Source organism: Arsenicicoccus piscis (assembly GCF_022568835.1).
Classification (GTDB): domain Bacteria; phylum Actinomycetota; class Actinomycetes; order Actinomycetales; family Dermatophilaceae; genus Arsenicicoccus; species Arsenicicoccus piscis.
This window is the reverse complement of sequence record NZ_JAKZHV010000001.1, coordinates 627,308-644,586: the sequence shown is the minus strand read 5'-3', so window position 1 is coordinate 644,586 and position 17,279 is coordinate 627,308. Positions and strand designations below refer to the sequence as shown.

Below are 17,279 nucleotides of genomic sequence, written 5' to 3'. Positions count from 1 at the left end.
GCTCGACGAGCTGGTCGCCCAGGGCGGCATCACCGTCCGCAGCCTCGACGACGCTGCCCTCACCGACGCCCTGCGCCGCGACGGCCTGGTCGTCACGTCCACCAACGACGCCCTGGTGGTCGACGGCACGCCGGAGCAGGTCGGCCGCGCCGCCCTCGCCGCCGGCGTCGTCCTGCTCGAGCTGCGCCAGCAGGAGCGCGACCTCGAGCGGATGTTCCTCGACCTCACCAGCAGCACCGACCGCGGCCACCAGGCTTCCGACACGCAGGCCATCGACACGCACGCCACCGACACCCAGGAGAGTGCAGCATGAGCACGTCCGCCCTCACCCACGACCCGGCTGCGACCAACGCGGCCAACGCGGCCAACGCGGCCAACGCGACCGGGCCCGCGGACCCGACCACCCGTTCTACCGGTGGCAGCGCGGGGACCGGATCGCCCGGCATCCCGTTCGGCCGACTGCTCCACCTGGAGCTGCGCAAGCTCGTCGACACCCGCTCCGGGCGCTGGCTGCTGATCATCACCCTCGGGCTGGTGGCCGCGATCAACGTCGGCTTCCTCATCTGGGGCGACCACAGCACGACCGGGCTGACGACCTTCGTCGGCGGCTCGTCGCAGGCCATGATGCTGCTGCTGCCCGTCCTCGGCATCCTCGCCGCCACCAGCGAGTTCTCTCAGCGCACCGGCCTGGTGACGTTCACCCAGGAGCCGCGTCGCCTGCGCGTCGTGCTGGCCAAGACTCTGGCGGCGCTGACACTCGGCCTCGCCTCGATGGCCGTCGCCCTCCTGGTCGGCGTCGTCTCCACCGGGATCGCGGTCGCGATCCACGACCCGGTCGACCCGTGGCACATCGGCTGGGGCGCCCTCGGCGGCGTGCTCGCCCAGCTGCTCAACCTGCTGCAGGGCGTGGCCTTCGGTCTGCTCCTGACGGCTCCGGCCGCGGCCATCGCCGCGTTCTACATCGTCCCGACACTGTGGATGTTCCTCACCGGGATGATCAGCGCCCTGCGCGACGCCGGCCCGTGGATCGACATGGCCCGTTCCACCGAGCCGCTCGTCATGGGCACCATGAACGGTGAGGCGTGGGCCCACCTCGCGTCCGCGGCCGCGATCTGGACGCTGCTGCCGTTCGTCGTCGGGTGCGTCCTGATCTCCCGCCGCGAGATCAAGTAGAACCATCGCCCCGTCCCGGCGTCAGGTGGCGTCGAGCGCCCGGACCGGCCACGATCGTGTGGTCGGTCCGGACGAAGGAGAGGGATCACGGATGACGAGCTCTGGGTCGGTGCAGGTGCTGGGGGGCCGCGAGGTGCCGCTCGGTGGCATCCGGGCGCTCACGGTCCGGCGCACGCTGCCGCACCGCGACCGGTCGTTCGTGGGGGCGTGGTGCTTCGTGGACCACTACGGTCCGGTCGACGTCGACCCGGACGGCTCCGGCGGCATGGACGTCCCGCCCCACCCGCACACCGGGCTGCAGACCGTGTCGTGGCTGTTCGCCGGGCACATCGAGCACCGCGACTCCGCGGGTGTGCTCGGCCAGGTGCTCCCGGGCGAGGTCAACCTGATGACCGCGGGTGACGGGATCGCGCACTCCGAGGTCTCGGTCGCCGGTCCGTCGGTGCTCCACGGCGTCCAGCTGTGGGTAGCCCTTCCCGACGAGTCCCGTTCTGGCGAGCGCGAGTTCGAGCACTACGCCCCCGATCCGGTAGACCTCCCGGCCGGCTCCGGGACCGCGCTCGTCTTCCTCGGGTCGCTGGAGGGGATCGCGGCGTCACCCGTGCACACCTACACGCCGTTGCTCGGCGCGCAGCTCGACCTGGTTGCCGGCGCCCGGCTCGAGCTGAGCGTCGACCCCGGCTTCGAGCACGGCCTGCTCGTGGACACCGGGTCGGTGACCTTCGAGGGCCGACCGCTCGGGCCGGCCGACCTGGGGTGCGTGGACGAGGGTCGCGACCGGCTCGTCCTCGAGGTGGGTGACGATCCTGCCCGGGTCGTACTGCTCGGCGGCACGCCGTTCGAGGAGGAGATCGTCATGTGGTGGAACTTCGTCGGCCGAAGCCATGACGAGGTGGCCGCTGCACGAGAGCAGTGGGAGGCCGGATCCGACCGGTTCGGCACGGTCGATGGCTACGAGGGCGAGGTGTCGCGCATCCCGGCGCCGCCGCTGCCGGGGGTGCGGCTGAAGTCCCGTGGCCGGCGCGGGCGGCGGTAGCGATGACCACGGTCGACGGCGACCAGCGGCAGGGCTCGACGAGCATGGGGCGGATCGCCCTGGCGAGCCTCGTCGGGACGACCATCGAGTTCTACGACTTCTATGCCTACGGCATCGCGGCGGCGCTCGTGCTCAACACGGCGTTCTTCCCGGAGCTGTCCGAGACAGCCGGCACGCTCGCCGCGTTCTCGACCTACGCCGTGGCGTTCTTCGCCCGGCCGATCGGGTCGGTGATCTTCGGGCACTGGGGCGACCGGGTCGGCCGCAAGTCGGTGCTGATCGTGTCGCTGCTCATGATGGGCATCTCGACGGTGCTCATCGGTCTGCTCCCGGGCTACTCGACGCTCGGCATCGCGGCTGCAGCGCTGCTGGTCATCCTGCGCTTCGTCCAGGGCGTCGGCCTCGGCGGCGAGTGGGGTGGCGCGGCACTGCTCGCGACCGAGCACGCGCCCGCGGACAAGCGCGGCCTCTGGGGGATGTTCCCCCAGCTCGGGCCGTCGTTCGGCTTCATCCTCGCCAACGCGATCTTCCTCGGCGTGCGCCTCAACATCGACGCGGCAGCGTTCGCCTCGTGGGGCTGGCGGGTGCCGTTCATCGCGAGCATCGTGCTGGTCGTCGTCGGTCTGTGGATCCGGCTGAGCATCGCCGAGACCCCCGTCTTCAAGAAGGCCATCGAGCAGGAGTCGCTCTCGCGGGTGCCGTTCCTGGACCTGGTCCGGCACGAGTGGGCCCACCTGCTGCTCGGGTCCGGCGTGATGATGGTGCAGTACACCCTGTTCTACACCGCGACGACGTACTGCCTCTCCTACGGCACCAAGGCCCTGAAGATCCCGCAGGTCTCCATGCTCACCATCACGATGCTGGCGGTGCTCGCTCTGGCGCTCGGCACGGTCATCAGCTCGCCGCTGTCGGACCGGATCGGCCGCAAGCGGGTGCTCACGATGGCGTGCGTGCTCGGGATCGTGTGGGGCCTGGTGATGTTCCCGCTGATGGACACCCGGTCCTACCCGCTGGTGTGGCTGGCGCTCGCCGGCGCGCTGTTCGTGATGGGGCTGTGCTTCGGGCCGATGGCGGCGTTCCTGCCCGAGCTGTTCCCCACGCGCTTCCGCTATTCCGGCGCCGGTCTCGCCTACTCGATCGGTGGCATCCTCGGCGGCTCGCTGCCCCCGCTCATCCTCACCGCTCTGCAGGCCCGGTGGGGCTCCAGCGTGGCCGGGCTCTACGTGTCCGCCGTCGCGGTCATCTCCCTGCTCTGCCTGCTGCCGATCCGCGAGACGCGCCACGTCTCGCTCGACGCCTGAGCCCGTGAAGGCCTCGAAGCACGCCCGCCAGAAGGCGCCGGCTCGCGCCAAGGAGCAGCCGCGGATCACGCCGCTGTGGCTGGACGACCTGCGCGACGCGACCGAGCGCGAGGTGCTCGACGCGGCTCGGGTCGACGGCGCCAGGCTCACCGACTGCGACCTCTCCGGCGTGGACCTCGAGGGTCTGCACGCGGCCGAGACCCTCTGGCACGGGGTGCGGCTGCACGAGACGCGGCTGGACCGGGCTACCTTCCTCGAGACGCGGTTCGAGCGGTTGGACGCCCCGGTGCTGCAGTCCAGGCGCTCGACCTGGCGCGAGGTGGAGCTCGTCGACTCGCGGATCGGCTCGGGCGAGCTCTACGACGCCGAGCTGCGGACCGTGCACGTCAGCGGCTGCCGGATGGGCTACCTCAACCTGCGGGACGCGGTGCTGACCGACGTCCTGATCGAGGACTCGACGATCGACGAGCTCGACCTGGCGGGCGCCCGCGCGACGCGGGTGGCGCTGCGGGGTTGCCGGGTCGGCGCGCTGGTGCTGAGCCGGGCGGTCCTCACGCACGTGGACCTGCGCGGCGTCGAGGGGCTCAGCCGGGTCGAGGGGATCGACGGCCTGCGCGGCGCGACGATCACGCCCGAGCAGCTCGCCCTGCTGGCACCACTGCTCGCGGAGCACGTGGGACTGCAGGTGCGGGAGTAACCCGGTCGGTCGGCCAGGCGCGCCTGGGTTCGGCTCGTTCTGCTCGTTCGGCCTCCAGCTGCAGCAGCGTGGGCGCGGTGGCCATGGCCAGCAGCACGAGGAATCCGAGGGCGACGACGACGGCGGTGGCGATGTCGGTGAGGTTCATGGCTCCAGCCTGCTCCGAGCGCTCGCGCACCGGATCCACCCCAGGTCCCGAGCTGGGCCGGCCCGTCCTGCCACCCTGGTCGTAGGAGCCTGGTCGTAGGGGAACCCACCACGGTGTGGCCTAACCTCGAGTCATGACGGCCGCGACCCTGTTCCGCCTCGAGGACTCCTACGCGCACGCCGTGCCGGCGCTGTCGCGGCCCTGGACCGCGGTCAAGCCGTCCGCGCCCGCGCTGCTGCTGCTCAACCGCGAGCTCGCCGGCGAGCTGGGGGTCGACCCCGACGCGCTGGCCACCCCCGAGGGGGTGGACGTGCTGACGGGGCAGGCCCCGCAGGGAGTGCCCACGCTCGCGCAGGCCTACGCCGGGCACCAGTTCGGTGCCTACTCGCCGAGGCTGGGCGACGGCCGTGCCCTGCTGCTGGGGGAGGTCGTCGACAGCGAGGGGCGACGCCGGGATCTCCACCTCAAGGGCTCGGGTCGCACGCCCTTCGCGCGCGGCGGCGACGGGTTGGCGACGGTGGGGCCGATGCTGCGCGAGTACCTCATGGGCGAGGCCATGCACGGGCTCGGCATCCCGACCACGCGGGCTCTCTCCGTCGTCGCCACCGGCGACCCGGTCCACCGCGAGCGCGTGCTGCCCGGCGCGGTCCTGTGCCGCGTGGCGGCGAGCCACCTGCGTGTCGGCACGGTCCAGCTCGCCGCGGCGAGCGGCGACGAGACGACGCTGCGAGCGCTCGCCGACTACGTCATCGCGAGGCACCACCCCGAGGCGGCCGACGCGAGCTCGCCCTATCTCGACCTGTTCGAGCGGGTCGTCGACGCCCAGGCCCGGCTGGTCGCGCAGTGGATGCTCGTCGGCTTCATCCACGGCGTCATGAACACCGACAACATGACCCTCTCGGGCGAGACGATCGACTACGGGCCGTGCGCCTTCCTCGACGCCTACGACCCGGCGACCGTCTTCAGCTCGATCGACACCCAGGGCCGGTACGCCTACGGCCACCAGCCCGCCGTCGCCCAGTGGAACCTCGCGCGGCTTGCGGAGGGGCTGCTGCCGCTGATCGACCCTTCCACCGATGCCGCGATCGAGCAGGTCACCGACGTGCTGCGCCGGTTCGGGACGCGCTACGACGAGGTCGCGTCGGCCGGCATGGCGGCCAAGATCGGCATCGGGACCCCGGACCGCAAGCTCATCAGCGACCTGCTCGTCCTGCTGCGTGACCAGCGCGTCGACTTCACCCTGTTCTTCCGCGCCCTCGCCGCCGGCACGGCGTCCGCCCTGTTCACCGACCCCGAGCCGTTCGAGCGCTGGAGCGCCCGCCGCGAGCGGCTGCTGCCGTCGGACCGAGCCGCGCCGGCCGATCAGATGAACCGGGTCAACCCGGTCTACATCCCTCGCAACCATCGCGTGGAGGAGGCCCTCGACGCAGCCGTCGCCGGCGACCTCGGCCCCACCATCCGGCTCCTGGAGGCGCTCTCGCGCCCGTTCGAGGAGCGACCCGGCTTCGAGGACCTCACGGGACCTGCGCCCGACGACGCCCCGCCGCACGTCACTTTCTGCGGCACCTGACCCGCGTAGAGCGTGCCCCGCGTAGAGCGTGGCCGGAGGTCGCGCAGATAACGACTGGGAGAAGGTTCGGTCCCAGGTCGGGGGCGGACCGAGCCCCGCCGGAGGGTGTGTCCGAGGTGTCTGGCAGACTCGGCCCCGCACTGGCCGTCCCTGCCCGGGGTCGCGCCACCCCCCTCTACCCCTCTGGAGCACGGATGAAAGATCAGCTGTTCGCGACGATGCAACGCATCGGACGCGCGTTCATGCTGCCGATCGCCATCCTCCCGGTAGCCGGACTGTTCTTGGGCATCGGTGGCTCGTTCACCAACGAGACCATGCTCAAGAACTTCGGGCTGCTGGGAGCGATGGGCCCTGGCACCATCCCCAACGCCATCTTCCAGGTCATGAACGCTGCCGGTGGCATCGTCTTCTCGAACCTGCCGATCATCTTCGCCATCGCCGTGGCGCTCGCCATGGCCCGGCAGAACAAGGCGGTCGCGGCCCTCTCCGGCGCCATCGGCTTCTTCGTCATGCACGCCTCGATCGGCGCCGTCATGACGATCCGCTACGGCAGCGAGGCGCTCGCCGCGTGCCGTGCGGCCAACTCCGCCGGCGGCGCGATGCCCGCGGGCTGTCTGCCGGCCGGTTCCTACGCCGACGTCGTCGGCATCCCCTCGCTGCAGATGGGTGTCTTCGGTGGCATCATCGTCGGCCTCGGTGTGGCCGCCCTGCACAACCGCTTCCACAACATCCAGCTGCCCCAGGTGCTCAGCTTCTTCGGCGGCGAGCGGTTCGTCCCGATCATCTCGGCCATCACCTACCTCATCGTCGGCATCGCGATGGCGTTCCTGTGGCCCTACGTGCAGATGGGCATCAACCAGCTCGGTGCGCTCGTGCGGTCCTCCGGCTACGGCGGCACCCTGATCTACGGCATCATCGAGCGCTCGCTCATCCCGTTCGGCCTGCACCATGTGTTCTACCTGCCGTTCTGGCAGACCAGCGTGGGCGGCACGCTCGACGTGTGCGGCAAGTCGATCCAGGGCGCGCAGAACATCTTCTTCGCCCAGCTCGGCTGCCCGACGGTCACCCACTTCGACGTCGAGGCGACCCGCTTCATGGCCGGCAAGTTCCCGTTCATGATCTTCGGCCTGCCCGGTGCCGCGCTCGCGATGTATCAGGCCGCTGCGCCGAAGAACAAGAAGGTCGCCGGCTCGCTGCTGCTCTCGGCCGCGCTCACCGCGATGCTGACCGGCATCACCGAGCCGCTCGAGTTCACCTTCCTGTTCGTCGCCCCGATGCTCTACGTGATCCACGCGATCCTCGCCGGCATCTCGTTCATGCTGATGCACATCCTCAACGTGGGCGTCGGCATGACCTTCTCCGGCGGTCTGATCGACCTCACCCTCTTCGGCATCCTGCAGGGCCCGTCGAAGACCAACTGGTACTGGATCCCGATCGTCGGTGTCTTCTACTTCTTCATCTACTACTTCCTGTTCAAGTTCATGATCGCCAAGTTCAACCTCAAGACCCCCGGTCGCGAGGAGGACGAGGACGAGATCAAGCTCTACGGACGCTCGGACGTGGACGCGAAGACGGGCCGCAACACCTCGGTGGGCTCCAGCTCCGCGGGTGACGCCGGTGCCTCGGGCTCGGCGAACCAGAACATCGACAAGGACACGCTGCTCGCGGCCCGGGTCGTGAAGGGTCTCGGCGGCGCCGGCAACATCACCGACGTCGACAACTGCATCACGCGGCTGCGCACCGAGGTCAAGGACAGCTCCCTCGTCGACGAGCAGCTGCTCAAGGCGACCGGTGCTGCGGGTGTCATGTCCTCCGGGCGTGGTGTCCAGGTGATCTACGGCCCGCGGGTGACTGCGGTCGCGAACGCCGTGCACCAGTTCCTCGAGCACCCCGTCGACGTGGACCTGGACGGTTCTGGTGACGTCGCCGCCGCGGAGGCGCCGACCGCCGCCGCGGTCGCCGCTGACCGGCATGTCGCCACGATCGTGCGCGCGCCGCTGTCCGGTGAGGTGATCCCGATGTCCGAGGTCGAGGACAAGGCGTTCGCGGACGGCCTGGTCGGACCGGGTGTCGCCATCCGGCCGAGCAGCACCACGGTCGAGAGCCCCTGCGACGGCACGGTCATGCTGCTCTTCCCGACCAAGCACGCCGTGGGCATCAAGACCGACACCGGCGTGGAGCTGCTCATCCACATCGGCCTCGACACGGTCAAGCTCAACGGCGAGGGCTTCGAGGCCCACGTCGAGACGGGCCAGATCGTCGAGCAGGGTCAGCCGCTCATCTCCTTCGACCCCGAGCGGATCGAGGCGGCGGGCTACCGGCTGACCACCCCGGTCGTGGTGACCAACGCGGCCACCGTCGGGCAGCCGGAGGTCGTCGCCGGTGACCACGTGAAGGCCGGCAACGGCCTGCTGGTCATCCCGTGACCTGAGGTCAGCTGCACGACCAGCATCACCCAGCACGACCAGCGAGCAGGCCAGGCACCTCCGGGTGCCTGGCCTGCTTCGTCGTGCGGTGTATTGCCCCGTAGAGTCGGCGGGTGCTGCGTGTCGCGACCTTCAACGTCAACGGGATCCGGGCTACTCAGCGGCGTGGGTTCGACGACTGGCTCAGGCGACGGGAGGTCGACGTCGCCGCCCTGCAGGAGGTGCGCTGCCCGGTGCCGCTGCTGCCGAGCGGGGCGTTCGCCGACTACCACCTCGCCTACGACGCCGGTCAGCTCGCCGGTCGCAACGGCGTCGCCGTGCTCACCCGCGAGCAGCCCGCCGCCATCCGCAGCTGGGGCGCCGGCGTGCTCGTGCGGGCGCCCGGTGACGCGCACGTCGAGCTGAGCGAGCCGGCCGAGTCCGGACCCCTCGCCCGCGAGCTCAAGGCGTTCGCCACCGAGGGGCGCTACCTCGAGGTAGACCTCGCGGACCAGCCGCTGACGGTCGCCTCGCTCTACCTGCCCGAGGGCGGGCTCCCCGCCGAGCTGCAGGTGCCCGGCCGGATGCGCGAGGCACCCGACGGGGGTGCGAAGTTCGAGCGCAAGATGCGTTTCCTCGCCGGCTTCGCTCGCCACCTGACGCGGGCACGGCGCACCGCGCTCGCCTCGGGTCGCGAGTTCCTCGTGATGGGGGACTTCAACGTGGCCCGGTCGCGTCAGGACCTGAAGAACTGGCGCACCAGCAACCGCTCCGAGGGGTTCTTGCCGCAGGAGCGGGAGTGGTTCGACTCGATCCTGTCGCCGCGCAGCCTGGTCGACGTGCAGCGCGCGCTGCACCCGGACGTGGACGGGCCCTACTCGTGGTGGAGCTGGCTCGGCAACGCGTTCACCAACGACACGGGCTGGCGGATCGACTACCACCTGGCGTCACCCCGGCTGGCCAAGGTCGCGCGGTCCGCCGTCACCGACCGCGAACCCACCGCGAGCGAGCGGCTGAGCGACCACGCAGCCGTGGTCGTGGACTACGACCTCTGACGGCACCGGCTCTGACACCGGACCGCTGGCGGGGTACCGTCAAGACAGACGAGCCGCCCTGCGACGGAAGGAAGTCCGATGAGCAACGCCACCTCGAAACAGTCGGTCCGCGAAGCCACGAAGGACCAGGCGTGGCAGGCCAAGGCGATCATCGACGAGATCCCCACCGGGGTGTTCATCGACGGGACCTGGGGCGACGCCGCGAGCGGGCGGACGACGACCGTCATCAACCCGGCGACCGAGCAGCCGATCGCGACCATCGCCGACGGCGGCCCGAAGGATGCCGAGCGGGCCCTCAAGGCCGCCGCCGCGGCGCAGGCCGAGTGGGGACGCACGGCGCCGCGCGAGCGCGGGGAGATCCTGCGCCGGGCCTACGAGCTGATGATCGAGCGCGCCGACGAGCTGGCCACGATCATGACCAGCGAGATGGGCAAGCCGCTCGAGGAGGCCCGCGGCGAGGTGACCTACGCGGCCGAGTTCTTCCGCTGGTTCGGCGAGGAGGCCGTCCGCGTCCGGGGCGACATGACCCTGTCCGGCGACGGGAAGACGCGCATCTTCGTGAGCCGCCAGCCGGTGGGTCCCTGCGTCCTCGTCACGCCGTGGAACTTCCCGCTGGCCATGGGGACCCGCAAGATCGGCCCGGCCATCGCCGCCGGCTGCACGATGGTCTTCAAGCCGGCGCACCTGACACCGCTGTCGTCGTTCGCGCTGGTGCAGATCCTGCAGGAGGCCGGCCTGCCCGACGGTGTGCTCAACGTCGTGTGCAGCTCCGACGCCGGGTCGGTGGTCGAGCCGTGGCTGAGCTCGGGGATCGCGCGCAAGGTGTCCTTCACCGGCTCGACCGGCGTCGGTGTGAAGCTGCTGGAGCAGGCCGCGAAGCACGTGCTGCGGTCCTCGATGGAGCTCGGCGGCAACGCGCCGTTCATCATCTGCCAGGACGCCGACGTGGACGCGGCGGTCGAGGGGCTGATGGTGGCCAAGATGCGCAACATGGGCGAGGCGTGCACCGCAGCCAACCGAATCTTCGTGCACCGCGACGTCCACGACCAGGTGGCCGAGAAGCTCGTCGACAAGATGCAGTCGCTGGTGGTCGGCGACGGGCTCGCCACGGGCGTGCAGACCGGCCCGCTGGTGGAGGAGAAGGCGCTCACCAAGGTGACCGAGCTCGTCCAGGACGCCACCGACAAGGGGGCCGAGGTGCTCTGTGGCGGCACTGGCTACGACGGCTCGGGGTTCTTCTACGCACCCACCGTGCTCGACGACATCCCCGCATCGGCCGACATCATGCGCGAGGAGATCTTCGGGCCGGTCGCGCCACTCATCCCCTACGACGACGAGGACGAGATGATCGCGCTCGCCAACGGGACCCCGTGGGGGCTGATGGGCTACGTCTACACGGAGAGCGTCGACCGCGCGTTCCGGCTCGGCGAGCGGATCGAGACAGGCATGGTCGGGCTCAACACCGGACTGGTGTCCAACCCGGCGGCGCCGTTCGGCGGGGTCAAGGAGTCCGGCCTCGGGCGCGAGGGCGGTGCCTTCGGGATCGAGGAGTTCCTCGAGGTGAAGTACCTGGCGCTGCCGCGCAGCTGAGCCGATCAGTCGCGCTCGCTGTCGGCGGTGCGCTCGCCGCGCTCACGACGCTCCATCCAGGTGTCCACCGTCTTGGGGAACTCCTGCTCGATGAAGCTGAAGAAGTCACCGCTCTCGGCCAGCCGGCGCCCGGCCCGGGTGTCCGTGCCGATCTCGGCGGCGCCGTCGACGAAGACCGTGGCCCAGCTGCGGATCAGCGCCTGGCTCTGCCGGTAGTAGTCGACCATCAGGTGGTCCTCGATGACGAACTGGTCGCGGCGCGAACCACGCTCGCGGGTCCGCCGCACGAAGCGGGTCTGCTCGAGGTAGCGCACGGCCCCCGAGACGGCCGCGGGGCTCGCGGCGAGCGCCTCGGCCAGCTCGGCGGCGGTGGCGCGGCCCTCGTCGGTCGCCATCAGCACGCCGAGCACGCGGCCGGCCATGCGCGGCATGCCGGAGGCCGCGGCGAGATCGGCGAGGCGCTCGGCGAAGGCGTGCCGGGCGGGGGTGCGGTCGCCTTCCATGGCGCCACCCTAACCGGTCGTTCAGAAGATTCTCAAGAGTTAGTCACTTCACAAAGTTGTGAAAGATGCGTACCGTCGGTGCTGTGCCCACCATCAGTACACCCAGCACACCCGCCATCGACATCCGCGACCTGGTCAAGACCTTCGGGCCGACCCGGGCGCTCGACGGGCTCACCCTGTCGGTCCAGACCGGCCAGGTCCACGGCTTCCTCGGCCCCAACGGCGCCGGCAAGTCCACCACCATCCGCGTCCTGCTCGGCCTGCTGCGCGCCGACAGCGGCTCGGTCAGCCTGCTCGGCGGAGACCCGTGGAGCCAGGCGCCCGAGCTGCACCGCCGGCTCGCCTACGTCCCCGGTGACGTCAACCTGTGGCCCAACCTCACCGGCGGCGAGGCGATCGACCTGCTCGGTCGCGCCCGCGGCGGGTTGGACCCGCGCCGGCGGGACGAGCTGATCGAGGCGTTCGACCTCGACCCGCGCAAGAAGGGCCGGGCCTACAGCAAGGGCAACCGGCAGAAGGTCGCCCTCGTCGCGGCGCTGGCCGCCGACGTCGAGCTGCTGCTGCTCGACGAGCCCACCTCGGGGCTGGACCCGCTCATGGAGCGCGTCTTCACCGACATCATCCGGGCCGACCGGGACAACGGCCGCACCGTGCTGCTGTCCAGCCACATCCTCTCCGAGGTCGAGGCGTTGTGCGACCACGTGAGCATCGTCAAGGACGGCCGGATCGTCGAGTCCGGCACGCTGGACGACCTGCGACACCTGCGGCGCACCCAGGTGGTCGCCGAGCTCGCGGACGCCGTGCCGGCCGATCTCGCCCAGCTGCCCGGCGTGCACGACCTCACCATCGACGAGCACTCGGGCGAGCACGGCGCCACCCACCGGCTCACCTGCCAGGTCGATGCCACCGGACTGGACCCACTGCTCGGTCGGCTCAGCACGCTCGGGCTCCGCTCGCTCGTCAGCACCCCGCCCACGCTCGAGGAGCTCTTCCTGCAGCACTACCAGCGCGCCGAGGCCCGGGATGACCAGCTCGTCCGCGTGGCCGTCGGTCCGGACCCGTCATGACCAGCGCGAGCACCCAGGTCGGCTCGATCCGCGGGCGGGGCCGAGTGGGGGGGCGAGAGGGCGGGCGTGCGCGGGGACGGCACGAGCGGCCGGCGACCGGGGGGTCTACGGTCTCGGGGGTGGGGCTGCTGGTGCGCCTGGAGCTGCGCCGCAGCCGATGGTTCTGGCTGGTCTGGATCGCGTGCCTGTGGCTGATCCTGCCGGCGACGGTCTCGAAGTACGAGGTGCTGATGCCGGACCCGGTGTCGGCTCGGGCCACGGCCGCCTCGCTCGAGCACAACGTCACCATGCGCGCGATGCTCGGGCCGCCCTTCGACCTGCTGCGCGCGGGCCCGTTCACGATGTGGCGGGTCGGCACGTTCGTGGCCGCCGCGGCCGCCATGATGGCCGCGCTCGGGCTGATCCGGGCCACCCGCGCCGAGGAGGAGGAAGGCCGCACCGAGCTGCTGCGCTCCGGGGCGATCGGTCGGCATGCGCCGCTCGCCGCCGGCCTGCTGGTCAGCACGCTCGGCACCCTGGTGCTCGGTCTGCTCATCGCCGCCTCGATGGCGAAGGCCGCCCCACCCGCCTCGGGGGCGCTCGCCGTCGGGCTCGGCATCGCCCTCACCGGCCTGGTCTTCGTCGGGGTGGCCGCGGTCGCGGTGCAGCTGACCGAGAGCGCACGCGCCGCGCGGTTCATCGCCATGAGCGTGCTCGGCGGGGCCTACCTCGTGCGCGCCGTCGCCGACGGCTCCCCGGCGGACTCGCCGCTCGTCGCCCTGCAGTGGGTGTCACCGCTGGAGTGGGCGGCACTGACCCGGCCGTACGTCGACGAGCGCTGGTGGGTCCTGCTCCTGCCGCTCGCGCTGTCCCTGCTGCTCATCGGCCTCGCGGTCGCGCTGGAGAACAGGCGTGACCTCGGCGCCGGACTGCGCCCTGCCGGCCTGGGCCCGGCGACGGCAGCCCCGGGGCTGCGCGGCGCGTGGAGCCTCGCGGCCCGGCTCGACCGAGGCGCCGTCATCGGCTGGACCGTGGCCGTGGTGATCTGCGGCATCGCCTTCGGGTCCCTCGGCAACGGCATGGACCAGATGCTCGCGGCCAACCCCCAGCTCGCCGACATGATGCGCAAGATGGGCGGCGGCGTGCAGCAGCTCAAGGACGCGTTCTACGTCGCTCTCGTAGGCATCATGGCCACGGTCCTCGCGATGCTCGCGCTGCAGCTGTGGTCCCGGCTGCGGCACGAGGAGCAGACCGGCGGCGCCGAGGCACTCCTCGCGACCGGCACCTCCCGGCTGCGGCTGGCCGCGAGTCACCTCGTCCCGGCCCTCGTCGTCCCGACCGTGCTGCTCGCCCTCACCGGCGCGCTGATGGCGCTGCCCGCGGCCATGGCGAACGGCGACCCCGGTTTCGTCGCCACCGTGACCGGCGGCGCGCTCGCGCTGGCCCCAGGGATCTGGCTCGTCGTCGGGATCGTCGTCCTCGTGCACGGCTGGGCGGGTCGCTCGCGCGCCGTTGCCTGGATCGGCCCGGCCGTCGTCGGCTGGACCACCTTCGTGGTGTGGATCGGCCCGCTGCTCGACCTGCCCGGCTGGCTGCAGAACCTGCAGCTCTTCGGCCACCTGCCGCACCTGCCCGGGGCGCCGATGACCTGGACCGCGGTCGTCGTCCAGACGCTCGTCGCCGCCGCGCTGATCGTGGTCGGGCTGGTCGGCTACCGGCGCCGGGACCTGACCGTCCCGTGACCGGTTGGCCGGTAGCTCAGCCGAGGTCGGCCGAGCTGCGGGACAGGCCCGCGCCCGTCACCCGGTTGCGCCCCCAGCTCTTGGCCCGGTAGAGCGCCTCGTCGGCGACCCGGATCAGGCTCTCGGGGTCGGCGGCGTGCAGCGGTGCGGTCGCGACCCCGCCCGACACGGTGACCCGCAGCGGACCCACCTCGGTGGGGACGAGGGTGTGGTCTACGGCGGTCTGCAGCTCGCGCGCTCGCTCCATGGCCGCGTCGAACCCGACCCCCGGGAGCACGAGCACGAACTCCTCGCCGCCGAACCGGGTGATCGTCTCGGCGTGCCGCGCCCGCTGGGCGAGGGCCCGGGCCACGGCGACCAGCACCTGGTCGCCGACCATGTGACCGTGCTGGTCGTTGACGGCCTTGAACAGGTCGATGTCGAGGACGACGAGAGACACGCTCTCGTCCGTCGCCTGGGCGTCCTCGATCGCCAGCGCCAGCCGCTCGTCGAGGTAGCGCCGGTTGTGCAGGCCGGTCAGGCTGTCGCGCACCGCCTGCTCGGCGAGCTCGGAGCGCAGTTCCTCGATGGTCTGCAGCTGGTGCCGCAGCCGGGTGTTCGCGAGCGCCAGCTCGCGGCGTGACTGGTTGACGCCGGTGATGTCCCGGAGCACGACCGCAGAGCCGATCGGACGCTTGCCGCTGTGCAGCGGGGTGTCGCGCAGCTCGACCTCCCGGACCGGGTTGCGCGTCGCGGAGAGGACCAGCTCGCCGGTCTCGGACCCGGGTCGGGCACCGAGCAGGGCGAGCAGGTCGACGCGCGACGCCCCGAGCAGGTCGTCGGCCTCGACCCCGGCGTCCGCGAGCAGTCGGCGGCCGGCGGCGTTCACGTCGCTCATCCCGTCCCGCGTGTCGAACACGTAGACCGCGCTGCCGAGCTCCTCGAGGATCAGCCCCCGCGCGATGGGCACGGTCGCCATCAGGCCTTGGGTGTCCAGGGACCACAGGTCGAGCAGGCAGGTGAACAGCCAGCCGAGTGCCGTCCAGTCCAGAGCGTCCAGCGGCCACGCGTTGCCGTTGCGGATGATGATGGTCGTGGAGATGAGCATGCCGACAGAGGGCACGAGGGCGCCGCTGAGGTTGGTGAGCAGCTGGGCTCGGTGAGTGGCCGAGGTGTGCCGGGCGGCCCTCAGCTCCAGCGCGCCGCTCCAGCCGAGCAGGGCCAGGGCGACCACCACCTCGATCCAGAACAACGGGCCGGGATGCCACCACCCGCCGCCCGGCTGGAAGTCGAAGGTGCCGACGACCAGCTCGCGCGTGTGCGGCAGCAGCACCGCGAGCACCACGAGGAGCAGGTTGCCGCCGAGGATGGCGATCACCCGACGGCTCGGCACGTAGCGCGGATCGATCAGATAGCGCACCGTGAGGTGGAAGCCGAGGACCAGGATCGGCAGGGCGATGGGAAACAGCGCGAAGCCCGCCCGGGTCACCGTCGGGCTGTTCGCCGCGTGGGCGATCATCTCGGTGAGGGACCACCAGATGATGCCCGTCATCACGACGAGCATCGAGTAGGCCGCTGGGGTGCCGCGCCGTCGTCTCCAACAGACCACGCCGACCGCCACGGCCCCCGTCACCGCGGCAGCGTAGACCGCGAGAATGGCGACGGCCGCACCCTCCACCGTGCTATCCCTCCCGGCGGTTGCTCCACCGACCGCCTCGGACGTTGACGCCGCAGCGTAGACAAACCTTGCCTATCTGTAACCATACGCCGTCGCTGGGGCCACCGGCAGGGGCCGTTCGTTGGCACAATGCCCAGATGGACGAACGCTCTGACGGCGAGTCCGTCCGGCCCCCGGTCGAGGTCGCGGCGGAGGTCACGGTGGAGGTCGCGACGAAGGTCACGGCCACGGTCGCGGACGCGGTGGCCGAGCTCTACGGGGTGCTGCCGGGGCAGTTCGTGGCGACACGCAGCGCGCTCGCGGCCGAGGCCAAGGCGGCCGGTGACCGCGAGGGGGCGCGGGCGATCGGCGCGCTGCGTCGCCCGACGGTGTCGGCGTGGGCGCTGAACCAGCTGGTCCGCCAGCGCCCGGACGACCTGGCTGCCCTGGAGTCGGTCGGCGAGGCGCTGCGGGCGGCCCAGGCCCAGCTGGACGCGGCGACCCTCACCGGCCTGCGTGGCGACCGCGACGCGGCGCTCGCCGCCGGGGTGGCGGCCGTCGCCGAGCTCGCGGAGCAGGCGGACCGCCCCCTGGCGCCGGCCGGCCTGGACGAGGTGCGGGGGACGCTGGTCGCCGCTCTCGCCGACCCCGCGGCCGCCGCCGCGCTGCGCTCCGGTGCCCTGGTGCGGGCGCTCAGCTATGCCGGCTTCGGCGAGGTGGAGGTGAGCGACGCGGTGGCCGTCGCCGGCCTGCGGCCCCGGCACCTCACCCTGGTCCCGGACCCCGTGGCGGAGCGGCGCAAGGAGCAGGAGGAGCGGCGGGCCCGGATCGCGGCCGCGGAGGCCGAGCTGGCCGAGGCCGAGCAGCGCCTCGACGCCGCCGTCGAGGCCCGGCGCCAGGCCGACCAGGACCTGCTCGCGGCGCGCACCGCCGTGACCGAGGCGAAGGCGGCCCTGAGAGCGACTCGCCGGGGTAAGGTCGAGCCGTGAACCTCGAGAAAGTCGTCTTCGGCTTCTTCGTGCTGCTCGCGGCCACGTTGAACTTCGGATTCTTCATCGGCGACATCTCCGACCCGCGCGTGCACAACGTCTACGAGCTGTACTTCGCGGTGGTCGTGAACCTCGCCGCCACCGTGCTGAAGTTCGGGGACCGCACCCAGATCGGGGCGGTTCACCTGGCGACCAGCCTGGTCGCCGTGCTGCAGCTCATCGCCGCCACCACGGTCTACGTGTGGGCGACGCAGGTCTCGTCGAGCGGGCTGAGCGCCGAACACATCTCGAGCGTCGTCTCCCTGTCCGGCGGCGCGCTGCTCGCCAACATCGTGTCCGTGGTCCTGCTCGTCGTGGAGACGGTCTCCTACCGGCGACGCTGAGGCGC

14 protein-coding genes and 1 pseudogene are annotated in these 17,279 nt (G+C 71.5%); 13 read left to right on the top strand and 2 right to left on the bottom strand.

Going from position 1 to position 17,279, the window contains the following annotated elements:
* The 9 genes and pseudogenes from MM440_RS02985 to MM440_RS02945 all read left to right on the top strand — a co-directional run.
* A pseudogene (locus tag MM440_RS02985) lies at positions 1-313 on the top strand (hypothetical protein); the annotation flags it as partial.
* Positions 310-1,173 (top strand): ABC transporter permease, encoded by an 864-nt coding sequence (locus MM440_RS02980; protein ID WP_241441690.1) that lies wholly within the window; start codon positions 310-312, stop codon positions 1,171-1,173. The pseudogene MM440_RS02985 and the gene MM440_RS02980, both read left to right, overlap by 4 nt.
* A gap of 91 nt (positions 1,174-1,264) precedes the next feature.
* The gene (locus tag MM440_RS02975) at positions 1,265-2,209 is read left to right on the top strand and encodes a pirin family protein (RefSeq protein ID WP_241441689.1); all 945 of its coding nucleotides are present in this window, start codon (positions 1,265-1,267) and stop codon (positions 2,207-2,209) included.
* Between the two features lie 2 nt (positions 2,210-2,211).
* Positions 2,212-3,510: an MFS transporter gene (locus tag MM440_RS02970; RefSeq protein ID WP_241441688.1), complete on the top strand. Its 1,299-nt coding sequence runs from the start codon at positions 2,212-2,214 to the stop codon at positions 3,508-3,510.
* 4 nt (positions 3,511-3,514) lie between these two features.
* Positions 3,515-4,207, top strand: coding sequence for a pentapeptide repeat-containing protein (locus MM440_RS02965; protein ID WP_241441687.1), 693 nt, complete (start codon positions 3,515-3,517; stop codon positions 4,205-4,207).
* A 281-nt stretch (positions 4,208-4,488) separates the two neighbouring features.
* Entirely contained in the window at positions 4,489-5,925 is a 1,437-nt protein-coding gene (locus MM440_RS02960) for a protein adenylyltransferase SelO (RefSeq protein WP_241441686.1), read from the top strand.
* A 194-nt stretch (positions 5,926-6,119) separates the two neighbouring features.
* A complete protein-coding gene (locus MM440_RS02955) occupies positions 6,120-8,351 on the top strand; it encodes a PTS sugar transporter subunit IIABC (protein ID WP_241441685.1) in 2,232 nt (743 codons plus the stop codon).
* A gap of 113 nt (positions 8,352-8,464) precedes the next feature.
* Positions 8,465-9,385: an exodeoxyribonuclease III gene (locus tag MM440_RS02950; protein ID WP_241441684.1), complete on the top strand. Its 921-nt coding sequence runs from the start codon at positions 8,465-8,467 to the stop codon at positions 9,383-9,385.
* A 78-nt stretch (positions 9,386-9,463) separates the two neighbouring features.
* A complete protein-coding gene (locus tag MM440_RS02945; protein ID WP_241441683.1) occupies positions 9,464-10,975 on the top strand; it encodes an NAD-dependent succinate-semialdehyde dehydrogenase in 1,512 nt (503 codons plus the stop codon).
* A gap of 5 nt (positions 10,976-10,980) precedes the next feature.
* Here MM440_RS02945 and MM440_RS02940 read toward each other — a convergent pair whose 3' ends face one another.
* Positions 10,981-11,478: a MarR family transcriptional regulator gene (locus MM440_RS02940; RefSeq protein ID WP_241441682.1), complete on the bottom strand. Its 498-nt coding sequence runs from the start codon at positions 11,476-11,478 to the stop codon at positions 10,981-10,983.
* A gap of 65 nt (positions 11,479-11,543) precedes the next feature.
* On the opposite strand from MM440_RS02940, the gene MM440_RS02935 reads away from it, so the two are divergent.
* Both MM440_RS02935 and MM440_RS02930 read left to right on the top strand, forming a co-directional pair.
* Complete coding sequence (locus MM440_RS02935; RefSeq protein WP_420914121.1) at positions 11,544-12,545, top strand: ABC transporter ATP-binding protein; 1,002 nt, start codon at positions 11,544-11,546, stop codon at positions 12,543-12,545.
* Positions 12,546-12,664: 119 nt separating this feature from the next.
* Complete coding sequence (locus tag MM440_RS02930; protein WP_241441681.1) at positions 12,665-14,266, top strand: ABC transporter permease; 1,602 nt, start codon at positions 12,665-12,667, stop codon at positions 14,264-14,266.
* Between the two features lie 16 nt (positions 14,267-14,282).
* On the opposite strand, the gene MM440_RS17225 is transcribed toward MM440_RS02930, so the two are convergent.
* Complete coding sequence (locus tag MM440_RS17225) at positions 14,283-15,878, bottom strand: diguanylate cyclase (protein WP_241441680.1); 1,596 nt, start codon at positions 15,876-15,878, stop codon at positions 14,283-14,285.
* Between the two features lie 182 nt (positions 15,879-16,060).
* Between MM440_RS17225 and MM440_RS02920 the strand changes: the two genes are divergently transcribed.
* Both MM440_RS02920 and MM440_RS02915 read left to right on the top strand, forming a co-directional pair.
* Positions 16,061-16,891: a hypothetical protein gene (locus MM440_RS02920; protein WP_241441679.1), complete on the top strand. Its 831-nt coding sequence runs from the start codon at positions 16,061-16,063 to the stop codon at positions 16,889-16,891.
* Positions 16,888-17,274 carry a DUF6394 family protein gene (locus MM440_RS02915; protein ID WP_241441678.1) on the top strand — a complete coding sequence of 129 codons (387 nt, stop codon included), beginning with the start codon at positions 16,888-16,890 and terminating at the stop codon, positions 17,272-17,274. The genes MM440_RS02920 and MM440_RS02915 overlap by 4 nt, the downstream gene beginning before the upstream one ends.
* Positions 17,275-17,279 lie beyond the last annotated feature (5 nt).

Bases quoted from the DNA above. Each gene is read 5' to 3' on its own strand.
- MM440_RS02980 (WP_241441690.1), top strand. From the start codon at position 310: ATGAGCACGTCCGCCCTCACCCACGACCCGGCTGCGACCAACGCGGCC.
- MM440_RS02975 (WP_241441689.1), top strand. From the start codon at position 1,265: ATGACGAGCTCTGGGTCGGTGCAGGTGCTGGGGGGCCGCGAGGTGCCG.
- MM440_RS02970 (WP_241441688.1), top strand. From the start codon at position 2,212: ATGACCACGGTCGACGGCGACCAGCGGCAGGGCTCGACGAGCATGGGG.
- MM440_RS02960 (WP_241441686.1), top strand. From the start codon at position 4,489: ATGACGGCCGCGACCCTGTTCCGCCTCGAGGACTCCTACGCGCACGCC.
- MM440_RS02955 (WP_241441685.1), top strand. From the start codon at position 6,120: ATGAAAGATCAGCTGTTCGCGACGATGCAACGCATCGGACGCGCGTTC.
- MM440_RS02945 (WP_241441683.1), top strand. From the start codon at position 9,464: ATGAGCAACGCCACCTCGAAACAGTCGGTCCGCGAAGCCACGAAGGAC.
- MM440_RS02940 (WP_241441682.1), bottom strand. From the start codon at position 11,478: ATGGAAGGCGACCGCACCCCCGCCCGGCACGCCTTCGCCGAGCGCCTC.
- MM440_RS02935 (WP_420914121.1), top strand. From the start codon at position 11,544: ATGCGTACCGTCGGTGCTGTGCCCACCATCAGTACACCCAGCACACCC.
- MM440_RS02920 (WP_241441679.1), top strand. From the start codon at position 16,061: ATGGACGAACGCTCTGACGGCGAGTCCGTCCGGCCCCCGGTCGAGGTC.